This window comes from Pseudomonas lalucatii, assembly GCF_018398425.1.
Classification (GTDB): domain Bacteria; phylum Pseudomonadota; class Gammaproteobacteria; order Pseudomonadales; family Pseudomonadaceae; genus Aquipseudomonas; species Aquipseudomonas lalucatii.
In genome coordinates this window covers 2762228-2777449 of the sequence record NZ_JADPMV010000001.1, presented here as the reverse complement: position 1 = coordinate 2777449, position 15222 = coordinate 2762228, and the positions used below count along the sequence as shown (strand labels likewise).

General features: G+C 69.9%; 17 protein-coding genes. 8 read left to right on the top strand and 9 right to left on the bottom strand.

The annotated features are described in order from the left end of the window. The 3 genes from I0D00_RS12760 to znuA all read right to left on the bottom strand — a co-directional run bounded on the left by I0D00_RS12760 (position 1) and on the right by znuA (position 4087). Positions 1–684 (bottom strand): TSCPD domain-containing protein, encoded by a 684-nt coding sequence (locus I0D00_RS12760; RefSeq protein WP_213640096.1) that lies wholly within the window; start codon positions 682–684, stop codon positions 1–3. A gap of 29 nt (positions 685–713) precedes the next feature. Further along, on the bottom strand, positions 714–2855 hold the full coding sequence (locus tag I0D00_RS12755) for an adenosylcobalamin-dependent ribonucleoside-diphosphate reductase (RefSeq protein ID WP_213640095.1): 2142 nt from the start codon (positions 2853–2855) through the stop codon (positions 714–716). Between the two features lie 149 nt (positions 2856–3004). Further along, entirely contained in the window at positions 3005–4087 is a 1083-nt protein-coding gene (znuA, locus tag I0D00_RS12750; RefSeq protein WP_213640094.1) for a zinc ABC transporter substrate-binding protein ZnuA, read from the bottom strand. Here znuA and zur point away from each other — a divergent pair. The 7 genes from zur (at position 4049) to I0D00_RS12715 (ending at position 9753) form a co-directional block, all read left to right on the top strand. After that, the gene (gene zur, locus I0D00_RS12745) at positions 4049–4534 is read left to right on the top strand and encodes a Fur family transcriptional regulator (RefSeq protein ID WP_213640093.1); all 486 of its coding nucleotides are present in this window, start codon (positions 4049–4051) and stop codon (positions 4532–4534) included. The genes znuA and zur overlap by 39 nt on opposite strands. Continuing rightward, positions 4531–5334, top strand: coding sequence for a zinc ABC transporter ATP-binding protein ZnuC (gene znuC, locus I0D00_RS12740; protein WP_213640092.1), 804 nt, complete (start codon positions 4531–4533; stop codon positions 5332–5334). The genes zur and znuC overlap by 4 nt, the downstream gene beginning before the upstream one ends. Next, a complete protein-coding gene (gene znuB, locus I0D00_RS12735) occupies positions 5327–6115 on the top strand; it encodes a zinc ABC transporter permease subunit ZnuB (RefSeq protein WP_213640091.1) in 789 nt (262 codons plus the stop codon). Before znuC ends, znuB begins: the two co-directional genes overlap by 8 nt. An 81-nt stretch (positions 6116–6196) precedes the next feature. Then, on the top strand, positions 6197–7045 hold the full coding sequence (locus I0D00_RS12730) for a PA5502 family lipoprotein (RefSeq protein ID WP_213640090.1): 849 nt from the start codon (positions 6197–6199) through the stop codon (positions 7043–7045). 188 nt (positions 7046–7233) lie between these two features. Beyond that, complete coding sequence (locus I0D00_RS12725) at positions 7234–8241, top strand: methionine ABC transporter ATP-binding protein (RefSeq protein WP_213640089.1); 1008 nt, start codon at positions 7234–7236, stop codon at positions 8239–8241. Beyond that, positions 8241–8906 carry a methionine ABC transporter permease gene (locus I0D00_RS12720; RefSeq protein WP_213640088.1) on the top strand — a complete coding sequence of 222 codons (666 nt, stop codon included), beginning with the start codon at positions 8241–8243 and terminating at the stop codon, positions 8904–8906. Before I0D00_RS12725 ends, I0D00_RS12720 begins: the two co-directional genes overlap by 1 nt. A 76-nt stretch (positions 8907–8982) precedes the next feature. Beyond that, positions 8983–9753 (top strand): MetQ/NlpA family ABC transporter substrate-binding protein, encoded by a 771-nt coding sequence (locus I0D00_RS12715; protein ID WP_213640087.1) that lies wholly within the window; start codon positions 8983–8985, stop codon positions 9751–9753. Between the two features lie 73 nt (positions 9754–9826). Here the strand turns inward: I0D00_RS12715 and I0D00_RS12710 are convergent, their stop codons facing one another. Beyond that, complete coding sequence (locus I0D00_RS12710; RefSeq protein ID WP_213640086.1) at positions 9827–10708, bottom strand: LysR family transcriptional regulator; 882 nt, start codon at positions 10706–10708, stop codon at positions 9827–9829. Positions 10709–10819: 111 nt separating this feature from the next. On the opposite strand from I0D00_RS12710, the gene I0D00_RS12705 reads away from it, so the two are divergent. Next, positions 10820–11245: a VOC family protein gene (locus I0D00_RS12705; RefSeq protein ID WP_213640085.1), complete on the top strand. Its 426-nt coding sequence runs from the start codon at positions 10820–10822 to the stop codon at positions 11243–11245. Between the two features lie 40 nt (positions 11246–11285). Here I0D00_RS12705 and I0D00_RS12700 read toward each other — a convergent pair whose 3' ends face one another. From I0D00_RS12700 to I0D00_RS12680, 5 genes are read right to left on the bottom strand one after another with little or no spacing between them, the layout of a single operon-like run. Next, entirely contained in the window at positions 11286–11921 is a 636-nt protein-coding gene (locus I0D00_RS12700; protein ID WP_213640084.1) for an SCO family protein, read from the bottom strand. A gap of 12 nt (positions 11922–11933) precedes the next feature. Beyond that, positions 11934–12833 carry a heme o synthase gene (cyoE, locus tag I0D00_RS12695; RefSeq protein WP_213640083.1) on the bottom strand — a complete coding sequence of 300 codons (900 nt, stop codon included), beginning with the start codon at positions 12831–12833 and terminating at the stop codon, positions 11934–11936. Between the two features lie 25 nt (positions 12834–12858). Beyond that, positions 12859–13911: a COX15/CtaA family protein gene (locus tag I0D00_RS12690; RefSeq protein ID WP_213640082.1), complete on the bottom strand. Its 1053-nt coding sequence runs from the start codon at positions 13909–13911 to the stop codon at positions 12859–12861. A 9-nt stretch (positions 13912–13920) separates the two neighbouring features. Next, on the bottom strand, positions 13921–14502 hold the full coding sequence (locus I0D00_RS12685) for a hypothetical protein (protein ID WP_213640081.1): 582 nt from the start codon (positions 14500–14502) through the stop codon (positions 13921–13923). Next, positions 14477–15208: an SURF1 family protein gene (locus I0D00_RS12680; protein ID WP_213640080.1), complete on the bottom strand. Its 732-nt coding sequence runs from the start codon at positions 15206–15208 to the stop codon at positions 14477–14479. Before I0D00_RS12680 ends, I0D00_RS12685 begins: the two co-directional genes overlap by 26 nt. Positions 15209–15222: the final 14 nt, after the last annotated feature.

The window sequence follows — 15222 nt, the reverse complement described above, 5'->3', positions numbered from 1 at the left end:
TCAGCCGCACCTGGAATAGCCACAGTTGAGGCAGGTGGCGCAGCCCTCCAGCTGCACCACCGCCTGGGTCTGGCACTTGCCGCACAGCTGCGCGCCGGGGGGGAAGCCCTCCCCGGGCTCCACCGTGGCGGCATCCTGGCTGGCCTGGTAGACCGCCCACTTCTCCGCCAGCAGGCGCCGTTGCTGCTCATCCAGCGCGTGACCTTCGAGCAGGCCGATGGCGGTCAGGTGGCGCTCCAGCACCGCGCCGATCTCCGCCACCAGCGACGGCATATAGACCCCGCCGCGCTTGAGGTAGCCGCCGCGGGGGTCGAACACCGCCTTGAGTTCCTCGACCAGGAAGGTGCAGTCGCCGCCCTTGCGGAACACCGCCGACATGATCCGGGTCAGCGCCACTATCCACTGGAAGTGCTCCATGCCCTTGGAGTTGATGAAGATCTCGAAGGGCCGGCGCTGCTCGTGGGGCGTGCCGGCGTTGAGCAGGATGTCGTTGATGGTGACGTACAGGGCATGCTCGAACAGCGGCGACTTGATCTTGTAGGTCACCCCGAACAGGGTCTCGGGACGCTGCAGCGTCTCGTCCATCTGCACCGGCGGCGGCGCCTCGGCCGTGGCCCGCGGCGACGGCGGCGCCTCGTCGACCAGCTGGAAGCCCGTGATGCATTGCTCGATCTTCACCACCATGCGCGTCTCCATCGGCCGGCGCGGGCCGCTCAGTACTTGCCGTAATAGCCTTCCTTCAGCGCCTCGAACAGGTTGGCGGCGCTGTGCACCTGGCCGTCGTACTCCACCTCCTCGTCGCCCTGCAGTTCCACCTGGCTGCCGTCCTCCAGCTCGAAGCGGTAGCGGGTGCGCGCCAGGTCCGCCTGCTTGACCAGCACCCCCTGGAACGCCGCCGGGTTGAAGCGGAAGGTGGTGCAGCCCTTGAGGCCCTGGCGCCAGGCGTAGCGGTAGATGTCCTTGAACGCCTCGAAGGGGTAGTCGGCGGGCACGTTGGCGGTCTTGGAGATCGACGAGTCGATCCACTTCTGCGCCGCCGCCTGCATATCCACGTGCTCGGTAGGGCCGATGTCCTCGCTGCTGACGAAGTAGTCGGGCAGGCGCTCGGCCGGGTCATCGGAGCCGGGCATGGCCCGCGGGTTGACCAGGGCGCGGTAGGCCAGCAGCTCGTAGCTGAACACCTCGACCCGCGCCTTGCTCTTGCGCCCGGGGCGGATCAGGTTGCGCCAGTAGTGCTGGGCGAAGCTCGGCTCGATGCCGTTGGAGGCGTTGTTGGCCAGGCTCAGGCTGATGGTGCCGGTGGGCGCGATGGAGCTGTGGTGGGTGAAGCGCGCGCCACGCTCGGCCAGGGCCGCCACCAGCTCGGGGGCCTGCTCGGCCAGGCGCTGCATATAGCGCGAGTACCTGGCATGCAGGACCCGGCCGGGAACCTTGTCGCCGGCCTGATAACCGTCGGCCGCCAACTCCGGACGCAGCCGCAGCATCCGCGCGCTCACCTCGAACTCCTCGGCCAGCAAGGGCGCCGGACCCTTCTCCTCGGCCAGCTCGAGGGCCACCTGCCAGCCGGTCAGGGCCATCTCCCGCACCACCTCCTCGGTGAACGCGCAGGCCTCGGCGCTGCCGTAGCGCAGCTTGAGCAGCGCCAGGGCCGAGCCCAGGCCGAGGAAGCCCATGCCGTGGCGGCGCTTGCCGAGGATTTCCTCGCGCTGGGCCGGCAACGGCAGGCCGTTGATCTCCACCACGTTGTCCAGCAGCCGGGTGAAGATGCGCACCACGCGACGAAAAGCCTCCCAGTCGAAGCGCGCCGTCGCGCCGAAGGGGTCGAGGACGAAGCGGGTCAGGTTGATCGAGCCGAGCAGGCAGGAGCCATGGGGCGGCAGCGGCTGCTCGCCGCAGGGGTTGGTGGCGCGGATGTGCTCGCACCACCAGTTGTTGTTCCACTCATTGACCCGGTCGATGAGGATGAAGCCCGGCTCGGCGTAGGCGTAGGTGGCGGCCATCAGCTGATCCCACAGCTGGCGGGCCGGCAGGCTGCCGTAGACCCTGCAGGCCACCCGGCCGTCCTCGCCGACGCAGTAGCCCTGCTGCAGCGGCCAGTCGCGCCAGCGCACCTGGGCCGGATCGCCGAGATCCAGGGTGTCGCGCTCCTTGGCATGCACCGGGAACAGCAGGGGCCAGTCCTTGTCCTGCTCGACCGCCTGCATGAAGTCGTCGCCGACCAGCAGACTGAGGTTGAACTGGCGCAGCCGGCCGTCCTCGCGCTTGGCGTCGATGAAGGCGCGCACGTCCGGGTGGGCGATGTCGAAGGTGGCCATCTGCGCGCCGCGCCGGCCCCCGGCCGAGCTCACCGTGAAACACATCTTGTCGTAGATATCCATGAACGACAGCGGCCCGCTGGTCTGCGCGCCGGCCCCGGAGACTCGGGCGCCGCGGGGGCGCAGGGTGGAGAACTCGTAACCGATGCCGCAGCCGGCCTTGAGCGTCAGCCCGGCCTCCTGCAGCCGGCCGAGGATCGCCTCCATGGAGTCTTCGAGGGTCGCCGAGACGGTGCAGTTGATGGTCGAGGTGGCCGGCTTATGGGCCCCGGCGCCGGCGTTGGCGACGATGCGCCCGGCCGGGATGGCGCCGTGGCGCAGGGCCCAGAGGAATTCCCGATACCAGTGCGCGCGCAGCGCCGGCGCCTCGACCTCCGCCACCGCCCGGGCGATGCGCTGCCAGGTGTGCTCGACGCTGGCATCCAGCGCCGCGCCATGGGCATCGCGCAGGCAGTACTTCTGCGCCCAGATATCCAGGGCGGCGGCCTGCAGCGGGATCTCGGGGACCGCCGTCGCCTTGCTCTTGCCGCGCTTCGTCATCAGCCGTCCTCCCGGCGCCGAGCCACGCGGCCGCGTCAGGATCGGCGGCATCCGGCGCGTCGCCCGCCGCCCCGCGCGCCCCGGGGCCGCTGCCTTCTACCTTAGCCGCTGGGCGGCGATCGTGGAGGCGCGCCGGTCGCGACGCGACGCTACAGGCCCTCCAGGCAACCGGCCAGGTTCTCGCCCAGTTGCTCGAGCAGGCGCTCGTAGCCGTCGGCCTCGACCGCCAGGGCGCCGCGCATGGCGTCAAGCTCGGCCAGGGCCACCGGCAGGCCGGCGCTCAGGGTCTCGGCCAGGCGCGGGCGCAGCGGCGGCTCGCTGAACACGCAGGCCGGGCCGGCCTGCGCCAGCCGGTCGCGCATCGCCGCCACATGGCGGGCGCCGGGCTGCACCTCGCCGCCGAGGCTGAACACCCCGGCATGCCGCAGGCCATAGGCCGCCTCGAAGTAGTCGTAGGCCTCGTGGAAGACGAAGTAGGGTTTGCCGGCGACGCCGGCCAGGCGTACGCGCAGGCGCCGGTCGAGATCCGCCAGGCGCGCCTCGAAGGCGGCCAGGTTGGCCCGGTAGCGCGGCGCATTGGCCGGATCGGCGGCGGCCAGGTCGGCGGCCATGCGCGCGGCGATCACCCGGGCATTGGCCGGCGCCAGCCACAGGTGGGCGTCCAGGCTGCCGGGGCGGTGGGCATCGTCGTGCTCGTCCGCCTCATGCTCGTCTTCGTGCTCACCGTGCTCGGCCTCGTCATGCCCATCGTGCTCGTCATGTCCATCATGCCCTGCATGCTCGTCGCCGAAATGCCGCAACTGCATGCCCGGCAGGTCCTGCACCGCGATGCTCGGCTTGTCCCGCGCCTGCAGCAGCCGCGGCAGGAAACTCTCCAGGTCGGCGCCGACCCAGTACAGCAACTCGACCTCGCGCACCCGGCGCACGTCCGAGGGACGCAGCGCGTAGTGGTGCGGCGAGGCGCCCGGCGGCAGCAGCACCTCCGGGACGCCGACACCGTCCTGCACGGCGGCGGCAATCAGCTGCAGCGGCTTGATGGAGGTCAGCAGGCGCACCTCGGCCTGGGCGCTGAAACTGAGGACAAGGCTGGCGAACAAGAGGCTGGCGGCGGAAGAAAGATGCGACACGGCGAATACTCGGGCTGGAAGAAACAGGTAATATAATAACGTCTCTCTACCAAGGCGTCGCCGCACATGATTCTCACGCCGCTGGCCTCCCGTCCCCACGACCATTCGCGCTGCGTCAGCCAGGCCCTGGCCGAGGCCGAGAGCATCTGCGCGCGCCAAAGCCTGCGCCTGACCGCATTGCGCAAGCGCGTGCTGGAGCTGGTCTGGCAGAGCCACAAGCCCCTCGGCGCCTACGACATCCTCGCCGTGCTGAGCGAGGAAGACGGCCGCCGCGCCGCGCCGCCGACCGTCTACCGCGCCCTGGACTTCCTCCTGGAGCACGGCCTGGTGCACCGCATCGCCTCGCTCAACGCCTTCGTCGGCTGCAACCAGCCCGAGCACGTGCACCAGGGCCAGTTCCTCATCTGCCGCCAGTGCCACGCGGCGATCGAACTGGAGCAGGCGGCGATCAGCCAGGCGATAGTCGCGGCCGCCGCGGCCGTGGGCTTCGGCGTCGACAGCCAGACCGTCGAAGTGGTCGGCCTGTGCGCCGGCTGCCGGGAGGCCGAATGAGCGCGGCGCTGATCCGCCTCGACGGCGTGGGCGTCAGCTTCGCCGGGCAGGCCGTGCTGCAGGACGTGCAACTGAGCGTCCAGCCCGGGCAGATCGTCACCCTGATCGGCCCCAACGGCGCCGGCAAGACCACCCTGGTGCGCGCCGTGCTCGGCCTGCTGCAGCCCGACAGCGGCCGCGTCTGGCGCAAGCCGAAACTGCGCATCGGCTACATGCCGCAGAAGCTGCATGTCGATGCCACCCTGCCGCTCAGCGTGCTGCGCTTCCTGCGCCTGGTGCCGGGGGTCGATCGCGCCAGCGCCCAGGCCGCCCTGGCCGAGGTCGGCGCCGGCCAGGTGCTCGACAGCCCGCTGCAGGGCATCTCCGGCGGCGAACTGCAACGCGTGCTGCTGGCCCGCGCCCTGCTGCGCAAGCCCGAACTGCTGGTTCTGGACGAGCCGGTGCAGGGCGTCGACGTGGCCGGCCAGGCCGAGCTGTATCGCCTGATCACCCGCCTGCGCGACCGCCATGGCTGCGGCGTACTGATGGTCTCCCACGACCTGCACCTGGTGATGAGCACCACCGACCAGGTGGTCTGCCTCAACCGCCACGTCTGCTGCTCCGGCCACCCCGAGCAGGTCAGCTTCGACCCGGCCTTCGTCGAGCTGTTCGGCCAGGACGCCAAGAGCCTGGCGGTCTACCACCACCACCACGACCACGAGCACGACCTGCACGGCGCCGTGGTCGAGGCGCGCGACGGCCTGAAGATCCAGGGCCCGCTGAAACCGCACGTCCACGGAGATGGCTGCAACCATGGCTGACTTTCTGCTCAACGCCCTGCTCGCCGGCCTGGCCCTGGCCCTGGTCGCCGGCCCCCTGGGCTCCTTCGTGGTGTGGCGGCGCATGGCCTACTTCGGCGACACCCTGTCGCACGCCGCCCTGCTCGGCGTGGCCCTCGGCCTGATGCTGGACGTCAGCCCGACCCTGGCGGTGACCGTCGGCTGCGTGCTCCTGGCGGTATTGCTGGTGACCCTGCAGACCCGCCAGCCGCTGGCCTCCGACACCCTGCTGGGGATCCTCGCCCACAGCACCCTGTCCCTCGGCCTGGTGGTGCTGAGCTTTATGCGCGAGGTGCGCATCGACCTGATGAGCTACCTGTTCGGCGACCTGCTGGCCGTCGGCGCGGCCGACCTGGCCTGGATTGTCGCCGGCAGCGCCCTGGTCCTGCTGCTGCTGTGCCTGCTGTGGCGACCGTTGCTGGCGATCACCGTGCACGAGGAACTGGCCCGGGTCGAGGGCCTGCCGGTAGCGGCGATCCGCCTGAGCCTGATGCTGCTGATCGCCGTGGTGATCGCCGTGGCGATGAAGATAGTCGGGGTGCTGCTGATCACCTCGCTGCTGATCATCCCCGCCGCCGCCGCCCAGCGCCATGCCCGCACCCCGGAGCAGATGGCGGTGGGCGCCAGCCTGCTGGGGGTCCTGGCGGTGTGCGGCGGGCTCAGCCTATCCTGGTTCCAGGACACCCCCGCCGGCCCGTCGATCGTGGTCGCCGCCGCCAGCCTGTTCCTGCTGAGCCTGGCCGCGCCACGCCGCGCGGCCTGAGCCATGTGCGGCACGGCTTGGTGCCTGCCGGTCGGGCGGTGTAGACTTGCGCACTTTTTGCACAACTCGAGACTCGCAGCCATGAAGTCGTTCGCCTCACGTTGCCTGGCCCTGCTCGCAACCGCCTGGCTGTTGGCCGCCTGCCAGCAGGCGCCTCAGGTCGCCGCGCTGCCGACCGACGAACTGGTCAGCGCCTTTCGCCAGCTCGACCGCAGCCTGGCCGCGGGCGAGCTGGAAGCGGCCGAGGCCCGGCTCGACGCCCTGCAACAGCGGGCCGGCGGCGACACCCGCCTGGAGCAGTACCAGCGGCAGCTGGCCGAGGCCTACCTGCAGAAGGGCCAGCAGGCCCTGCAGAGCGGCGACCTGGATAGCGCCACCACCGCCCTGAGCCAGGCCCGCCGCCTGATGCCCCAGGCCCCGGCGCTGACCACCGGCCTGGACGGCGCCATCGCCCAGGCCCGCGACGCCGAACTGGATGCCGCCGACCGCGCCCACAGCGCCGCCGAGCAGGCCGCCGCGCGGGCCGAAGAGGCCCGCCAGGAGCAGGCGCGCCAGCTGCGCCTGGCCGCCGAGCGCCAGGCCGCCGCCATTCGGCGCAGCCAGTTGCCGAACGCACCGGCCGCCCCCGCCGCACCCCGGGCCCAACTGATCGACCCCGGCGCCGCCAGCAGCGCGATACCGCTGCCGATGCTCGACCGGCAGGACAACGAAGGCCTGCGCAACCTGCTCGACCGGGTCGCCGCAGACGTGGTGGCGTACCGCTGCGCGGTGCGCATCGAGGTACGCCAGGCCAAGGACTACCAGTGGGTCGCCGCCCTGCTCAACGCCCGGGTCAAGCGCCTCGACCCGAGCTTCAGCCCGCAACTGACCCAGGCGCTCAAGCCGGGGCAGGTGCCGCAGCTGGTGCTCAGCCCGACCCACCGGCCCTAGGGCCGCGAGGCAGGGCACGGCCGGGTTCGCCCGGCCGTTTGCATTGCGGGCCTGGCTCCGGGCCTCAGTTAATGCAATTTAGCTATAAGTATAGGTCTACAAAGATTTTTGCGACCTAAACAAGCCCCGGTAGACTAGCCGGCCTTTACGGCCTACCCGCCGGCTCGACGAACCCAAAAGGTTTCCGCGTGATCGAATTCCAGTCTGTCCACAAGGCGTACCACGTCGCCGGACGCGCCATCCCAGCCCTGCAACCGACCGACCTGCACATCGCCCGCGGCGAGGTGTTCGGCATCATCGGCCACTCCGGCGCCGGCAAGAGCACGCTGCTGCGCCTGATCAACCGCCTGGAAGAGCCCTCCGGCGGGCGCATCGTGGTCGACGAGGTCGACACCACCGCCCTCGACGCCGACGGCCTGCGGCGCTTCCGCCAGCGGGTGGGGATGATCTTCCAGCACTTCAACCTGTTGTCCTCCAAGACCGTCGCCGCCAATGTCGCCCTGCCGCTGAAGCTGGCCGGCGAGCTGCCGCGCCGCGAGATCGACCGGCGCGTCGCCGCGCTGCTGGCCCGCGTCGGCCTGCAGGAGCATGCCCACAAATACCCGGCGCAGCTGTCCGGCGGGCAGAAGCAGCGGGTCGGCATCGCCCGCGCCCTGGCCACCGAGCCGCAGATCCTGCTGTGCGACGAGGCCACCAGCGCCCTCGATCCGCAGACCACCGCGCAGGTTTTGCAGCTGCTGGCCGAGATCAACCGCGAGCTGGGCCTGACCATAGTGCTGATCACCCACGAGATGGACGTGATCCGCCGCGTCTGCGACCGCGTGGCGGTGATGGACGCCGGCCAGATCGTCGAGCTGGGGGCGGTGGCCGAGGTCTTCCTGCACCCGCAACACCCCACCACCAAGCGCTTCGTGCTGGAGTCCGAGCACGTCGACGAGGACGAGCAGCGCGATGACTTCGCCCATGTCGCCGGCCGCATCCTGCGCCTGACCTTCCAGGGCCAGGCCACCTATGCGCCGCTGCTCGGCACCGTGGCCCGGGACACCGGGGTGGACTACAGCATCCTCGCCGGGCGCATCGACCGGATCAAGGACACCCCCTACGGCCAGCTGACCCTGGCCCTGACCGGCGGCGACCTGGACGCCGCCATCGCCCGCTTCGAGGCGGCGGACGTGCACCTGGAGGTGCTGCGCTGATGGACACGCTGTTTCCCAACGTCGACTGGCCGGAGATCTGGCAGGCCAGCCTGGATACCCTGAGCATGCTCGGCGGCTCGCTGCTGTTCACCGTGCTGCTCGGCCTGCCCCTGGGCGTGCTGCTGTTCCTCACCGGGCCGCGCCAGCTGTTCGAGCAGAAGGCCCTGTACGGCGTGCTCTCGCTGCTGGTCAACGTGCTGCGCTCGGTGCCCTTCGTGATCCTGCTGATCCTGATGATCCCGCTCACCGTGCTGGTCACCGGCACCTCCCTGGGCGTGGCCGGTGCCATCCCGCCGCTGGTGGTGGGCGCCACGCCGTTCTTCGCGCGCCTGGTGGAGACCGCCCTGCGCGAAGTGGACCGCGGCATCATCGAGGCAACCCAGGCGATGGGCGCCAGCACCCGCCAGATCATCACCAACGCCCTGCTGCCCGAGGCCCTGCCGGGCCTGGTCGCGGCGGTGACCGTCACCGCCATCACCCTGGTGTCCTACACCGCCATGAGCGGCCTGATCGGCGGCGGCGGCCTCGGCGACCTGGCGGTGCGCTACGGTTACCAGCGCTACCAGCCGGACGTGATGCTGGTCACCGTGGTGCTGCTGTTGATCCTCGTGCAGATACTGCAAAGCGCCGGCGACAAGCTGGTGGTGCACTTCTCCAGAAAGTAAAAAGCTCTCGTAAATAACAGTCCAGAAAATAGGGCAGCCACCCGCTGCCGCTCGCCGATCCCACAAGGAGCCCTTCATGAAAAAACTGCTAGTTGCCGCCGCGGCCTTCGCCGCCCTGTCCGCCCAGGCGGAGAGCCTCAGCGTCGCCGCCACCGCGGTGCCTCACGCGGAGATCCTCGAGTTCGTCAAGCCGGCCCTGGCCAAGGACGGCGTCGAGCTGGAGATCAAGGTCTTCACCGACTACGTGCAGCCCAACGTGCAGGTGGCCGAGAAGCGCCTGGACGCCAACTTCTTCCAGCACCAGCCCTACCTCGACGAGTTCAACAAGAGCCGTGGTACCGAGCTGGTGGCCGTCGCCGGCGTGCACGTCGAGCCCTTCGGCGCCTATTCCGGCAAGCACAAGAGCCTCGACGCCCTGCCCGAGGGCGCCCAGGTGGTGATTCCCAACGACGCCACCAACGGCGGCCGCGCCCTGCTGCTGCTGCAGAAGGCCGGGGTGATCAAGCTCAAGGACGCCGGCAACATCCTCGCCACACCCAAGGACATCGCCGAGAACCCCAAGGCCATCAAGGTGCGTGAACTGGAAGCGGCGACCCTGCCGCGGGTGCTGAACCAGGTCGACCTGGCGCTGATCAACACCAACTACGCCCTGGAAGCCAAGCTCAACCCGACCCAGGACGCCCTGGCCATCGAGGGCAGCGACTCGCCCTACGTCAACATCCTGGTGGCCCGTGCCGACAACAAGGACGGCGTCGCCCTGCAGAAGCTGGCCAAGGCGCTGAACAGCGCCGAGGTGAAGGCCTTCATCGCCGAGAAGTACCAGGGCGCCGTGGTGCCGGCCTTCTAAGCCGCCCGCCGCTCTCACGTCATGCCGAGCCCCGCCTAGTGCGGGGCTCGTCGCTTCTGCGCGCCGCGCGCCGTCAGGGCCCGGAGAGATCCCCGCCAGCCTGCGGCCGCAGACACGCCAACAGACACTCCAGCGCCGGCTGGCGCTGGGCCCGGCGCATGACCGCGACCAGTTCGCGGTGGAAGGTCAGCGGACCCAGTTCGATCACCCGCAGTTGCGCCGGCCGCTGCAGCCACAGGCCGGCGCGGGGGATGAGCGACACCCCGAGGCCGCACTCGACCATGCGCACGATGGCCTCCAGCTCGTCCAGTTCCAGGGTCTCGCGCACCTCCAGGCGTTGCTCGCGGAGGAACTGGCTGACCCGCCGGCCGCCGAAGGAGGCACGGTCGTAGCGCACGAAGGGCTGCTCGGCGAGCAGGCGCAGGGGCTCATCGCCCTCGACGCCCAGCGGCGCGATCAACACGAAGGGCTCCCGGGCCAGGCCGACTTGCAGCAGTTCCTTGGGCAACTCGAACGGCGGTCTGATCAGCAGCGCCAGGTCCAGCTCGCCGGCATCCACCTGGCTCAGCAGGTGCAGCGACACCCCCGGCACCAGCTTCAGCTCGACCCGCGGCGCGGCGGCGCGAAAGCGCGGCAGGGCCTCGGGCAGCAGACCGGTCTGCACCGTGGCGATGGCGCCAACGCGCAGTTCGCCCTGCCACTCGGCCAGGGCCGTGGGCTGCGCCATCTGCCCGTAGAGCGCGAGTATCTGCTCGGCCAGCGGCAGGGCATGCCGCCCGGCGGCGTTGAGTACGGCGGCGCGGCCGCTGCGGTCGAACAGGCGCACGCCGAGGTGCTGTTCCAGCACGCGCATCTGCGCGCTGACCGCCGACTGGGTCAGGCCCAGGTGCTGGCCGGCGGCGGCGAAGGTACCCTGCCGGGCGACCATCAGGAAGGTTTTCAGCTCGCGCAGCATCGCCACCTCGACTGATCGATTTCTTTTGTGCTCGCGCACAAGGATATTCGCTTTCAATCGATTTCGTCGTTACTAGAATGGAGCGGACATAGCCCCTCAAGGAGCCTCGCCATGCCACTCGCGCCCTTCCATCTGGCCATTCCCGTCTTCGATCTGGCTGCCGCCCGACGCTTCTACGGCGAGCTGTTCGGCTGCGCCGAAGGGCGCAGCAGTGCGCAGTGGGTGGATTTCGATTTCTTCGGCCACCAGCTGGTGATCCATCAGGCACCGAAGATGGCGCAGCAGGAAGCCGCCCACAGCAACCCGGTGGACGGCCACGACGTGCCGGTGCCGCATTTCGGCGTGGTGCTGGCCTGGGATGACTGGCAGCGCCTGGCCGAGCGCCTGGTCGCCCGGGGCACCCGCTTCGTCATCGAGCCTCATGTGCGCTTTCAGGGTCAGGTGGGCGAGCAGGCCACCCTGTTCCTCCTCGACCCCTGCGGCAACGCCCTGGAGTTCAAGGCGTTCAGGGACATCGACCAGCTGTTCGCCAAGTAGCCGAGCGCCAGGCCGCGCCGCGTGCGCGGCCGTTGCCGAGTCAGCCGGCCGGCTTGAGCAGCGCGGGCAGCTGCGCGGCGAGCTTGGCGTTCTTCAGCGGCGCGCGGATAAAGCCGCGCTGGGTGCCGTCCGGGCCGATGATCACCAGGTTGCCGCTGTGGTTGACGGTGTAGTTCTCTTCGCTGGTGTCGGCCGGGATGTAGGGAATGCTCACCGCGTTGGCCAACTTCTGGATGGCCTCCGGCTCGCCGGTCAGGCCGATGAACTCGGCGTCGAAATAGCCCAGGTACTTCTTCAGCTGCTCCGGCGTGTCGCGCTGGGGGTCGACGCTGACCAGTACCACCCGCAGGTTGGCCCGCGCCTCCGCCGGCAACAGGGTGCGCAGCTGGCGCAGCTCGGCGAGGGTGGCCGGGCAGATGTCCGGGCAGAAGGTGTAGCCGAAGAACAGCAGGCTCCACTGCTCCTCGAGTTGGTCGACCCTGAACGCCTGGCCGTCCTGGTCGACCAGGCTCAGCTCGGGCAGGTCGCGGCTCTGCGGCAGCAGCACGATGCCGGCGTCGAGCAGGGCGGTGGGGTCGGCCTGGCCCTGGCTGGTCAGCACCTTGTTGACGGTCAGGCCGAGGACCAGGGCGACGACGGCGACGAGGATGAAGACGGTTTTCTGGGTACGGGTCATGACACCAACGATTTACAGGTTGAGCAGCAGGTAGTGATCGGCCAGCAAAGCGATGAACAGCAGGAACAGGTACCAGATACTGTACTTGAAGGTGTTGATCGCCGCGTGCGGCCGGCTGTCACGGTACAACACCCAGGCCCAGTGCAGAAAGCGCAGGCCCAGGGCGACGGCGCAGACCAGGTAGAGCAGGCCGCTCATGTGGATGGCGTAGGGCAGCAGGGTCACCGCGAACATCACGCAGGTGTAGAGCAGGATGTGCACCTTGGTGTAGTGCTCGCCGTGGGTCACCGGCAGCATGGGGATGTCGGCCTTGGCGTACTCGGCCTTGCGGTGGATGGCCAGGGCCCAGAAATGCGGCGGGGTCCAGGCGAAGATGATCAGCACCAACAGCAGCGGTTCGGCACTCATGTGGCCGGTCACGGCGACCCAGCCGAGCAGCGGCGGCGCGGCCCCGGCCAGGCCGCCGATGACGATGTTCTGCGGCGTGGCGCGCTTGAGGAAGCCGGTGTAGATCACCGCATAGCCGAGCAGCGAGGCCAGGGTCAGCCAGGCCGCCAAGGGGTTGGTGAAGGCCAGCAGCAGCGCCAGGCCGGCCACCGCCAGCAGCAGGGCGAAGCTCAGCGCCGCGGCCGGTGAGACGCGGCCCTCGGCCAACGGGCGCTTGTGGGTACGCGCCATGATCGAGTCGATGCGTCGATCCACCACATGGTTGACCGCCGCCGCCGCGCCGGCACACAGGCCGATGCCCAGGTTGCCGAAGACCAGCACCGTCCAGGGCACCCCGGCGCGGGTGGCGAGAAACATGCCGACCAGGGAGGTGATCAGCATCAGCAGTACCACCCTGGGCTTGGTCAGCTCCAGGTAGTCGCGCCAGCCGGCGTGGACGTGTTGCTTGCGCAATAGGGTAGCCATCGGCATTTCTCCTCGATCGTTCTGGTTATTCGCTCGGCAGCGCTCGCAGCCCGCGACTGGACGGTCGTGCCTCGCCCTGCACCCGGCACCTCGCCGCGGCCGCCAGGTGCAGGCGGTAGTTGATCAGCACCAGGCACAGCAGCAGCCCGGCACCGCCGGCGTTGTGCGCCACCGCCACGGCCAGCGGCAGGTGCAGCAGCACGTTGCTGATGCCCAGAGTCAGCTGCAGGCCCAGGGCCAGCACCAGCAGGGCGGCCAGGCGAGCGGCTCCGGCGGCGCGCAGTCGCCAGGCCAGCAGCAGCAGGGTCAGGCCGACCAGCACGGCGCCCAGACGGTGGCTCATGTGAATGGCGGTGCGCGCGTCGCTGTCGAGCTGGCCGCCGAGGTAGTTCGGGCCTATGTGCTGGGTCAGGTGGAAGCCATTGGCGAAATCCATGGCCGGCCACCACTGGCCGTGGCAGGTCGGCAGGTCGACACAGGCGACCGCCGCGTAGTTGCTGCTGACCCAGCCGCCGAGGGCGACCTGGCCGATCACCAGGAGCAGGGCGAACGCGGCCAGGCCGCGCAGCGGCGCCGGCGCTGCGGACAGGGGGGCGACCGCGCCGGACAGCCGCAGCGTCAGCAGGAACAGCAGGCTGAGGGTGGCGAAGCCACCGAGCAGATGGGCGGTGACCACCTGCGGCCAGAGCTTGAGGGTCACCGTCCACATGCCGAACGCGGCCTGCACCAGCACCAGGCCGAGCAGCAGCAACGGCAGCTTGCACGGCTGGCCCGGTGTACCGCGGCGGCCGAGCGCCTGTACCGCCAGGGCGAGGATCACCAGGCCGAGGCCGCCGGCAAAATAGCGATGGACCATCTCGTACCAGCCCTTGGCCACTTCCAGCGGCGCCTCGGGGAAACGCGCCGCGGCCAGGGCCTGGCTCCGCTCGCTCATCGGCACGCCGAGAAAACCGTAGCAACCGGGCCAGTCCGGGCAGCCCAGGCCGGCATGGCTGAGCCGGGTATAGGCGCCGAGCATGACCACCAGCAGGGCCAGCAGGGTGGCGAACAGGGCCAGTCGGTATCCGGGTTTGTGCATGGCGAGTCCTTAGCCGATTTGCGAGATCTTCAGCAGATAGCGTAGGTCGTCGAGGATGGCTTTGCCCTTGCTGCGACTGTCGTAGCGCAGCACCAGGTTGCCATGGGGGTCGACTATCCACAGCTGGGCGCCACCGCTCTGCTGCGTGCTCTGCTGGTAGATCGGCAGTTGCAGGCGATAGCGCCCCAACTGGGGGTACTCGCGACGCAGCCTGGCATCCAGGTCGGCGTCCAGCGCCGCGCCGCTGGCCAGGCCATGGACGGCACGGGTGGCGTCGCGATTGAGGCCGATATGGATCTGCCGGGCGAGGAACACCAGCTGCTGGCAATCCTGCCCGCAGGCATCCGCGCTGGTGACCAGCAGCTGCCAGCGGCTTTCCTCGGCCGTCACGCCCAGATCGGCGCGGGTCTGGCCGGTGCCGATCAGTTCGCCGTGGTAGCTGCGGGTCTCCGGCACCCAGAAGCGCCACTGGTACATGGCGCTGGCCAGGATCATCGGTCCGATGACCACGGCCAGGATCAGCAGCAGCTGCAGGCGGCCACGCCGCCGGCGCTTGGCCGAGGTGTCAGGCAGGGCGATGGCTGGGTTCATGGCGAGTCTCCCGCGCGTTATGCAGACCAAGATAGATAAACAGGCCGAGCAGGGCCGCCGCCAGGGCGAACCACTGCACGGCGTAACCCAGGTGCTTGTCCGGGCTCATGGCGACCACCGGCCAGTCGGCCTGGAAAGTCGCGGGGCCCGCCTCCAGGCGCAGTTCCTGGGGCAGGCCGGCGCGCCCGAGGTGGCGCCACAGGGCCGCGGGCTCGACCGTGGTGACCAGCCGCGGCCAGCCCGGCGCGTCCGCACCCCGCGGCAGCTGGAAAGGCTCCCCCGGCGGCACGTAGGCCCAGGCGGTCAGGCTCAGGGCCCCCTCTGGCGTGGTGAAGGCGGGCACGACGCGGCGGTCCGGCCAGGGCCGCCAGCCGCGATTGAGCAGCAGCCACAGGCCACTGGCCTGGTCGTAGAAAGGCTGCAGCACCTCCACCCCGGCCCGGCCGCCGCGAATACGGTTGTCCAGCAGCAGGCCATGCTCGGCATCGAAGCGCCCGTGCAGGCGGACCCGCACATAGGCCCGATCCTGTCGCCGCTGCAGTTGCGCGACAGTGACCGGCTCCGCGAGGCGCCGGGACTCGTGCATGGCCAGCAACGCGCGCTTCTCCTCGGCCCGGGTCAGCTGCCAGAGGCCCAGGCCGAGCAACAGCGGCAGCAGCGCCATCACCACCAGGCTGGGCAGCAGGCCGGGACGGAAGGCGCTCATGGACACCCCGCCAG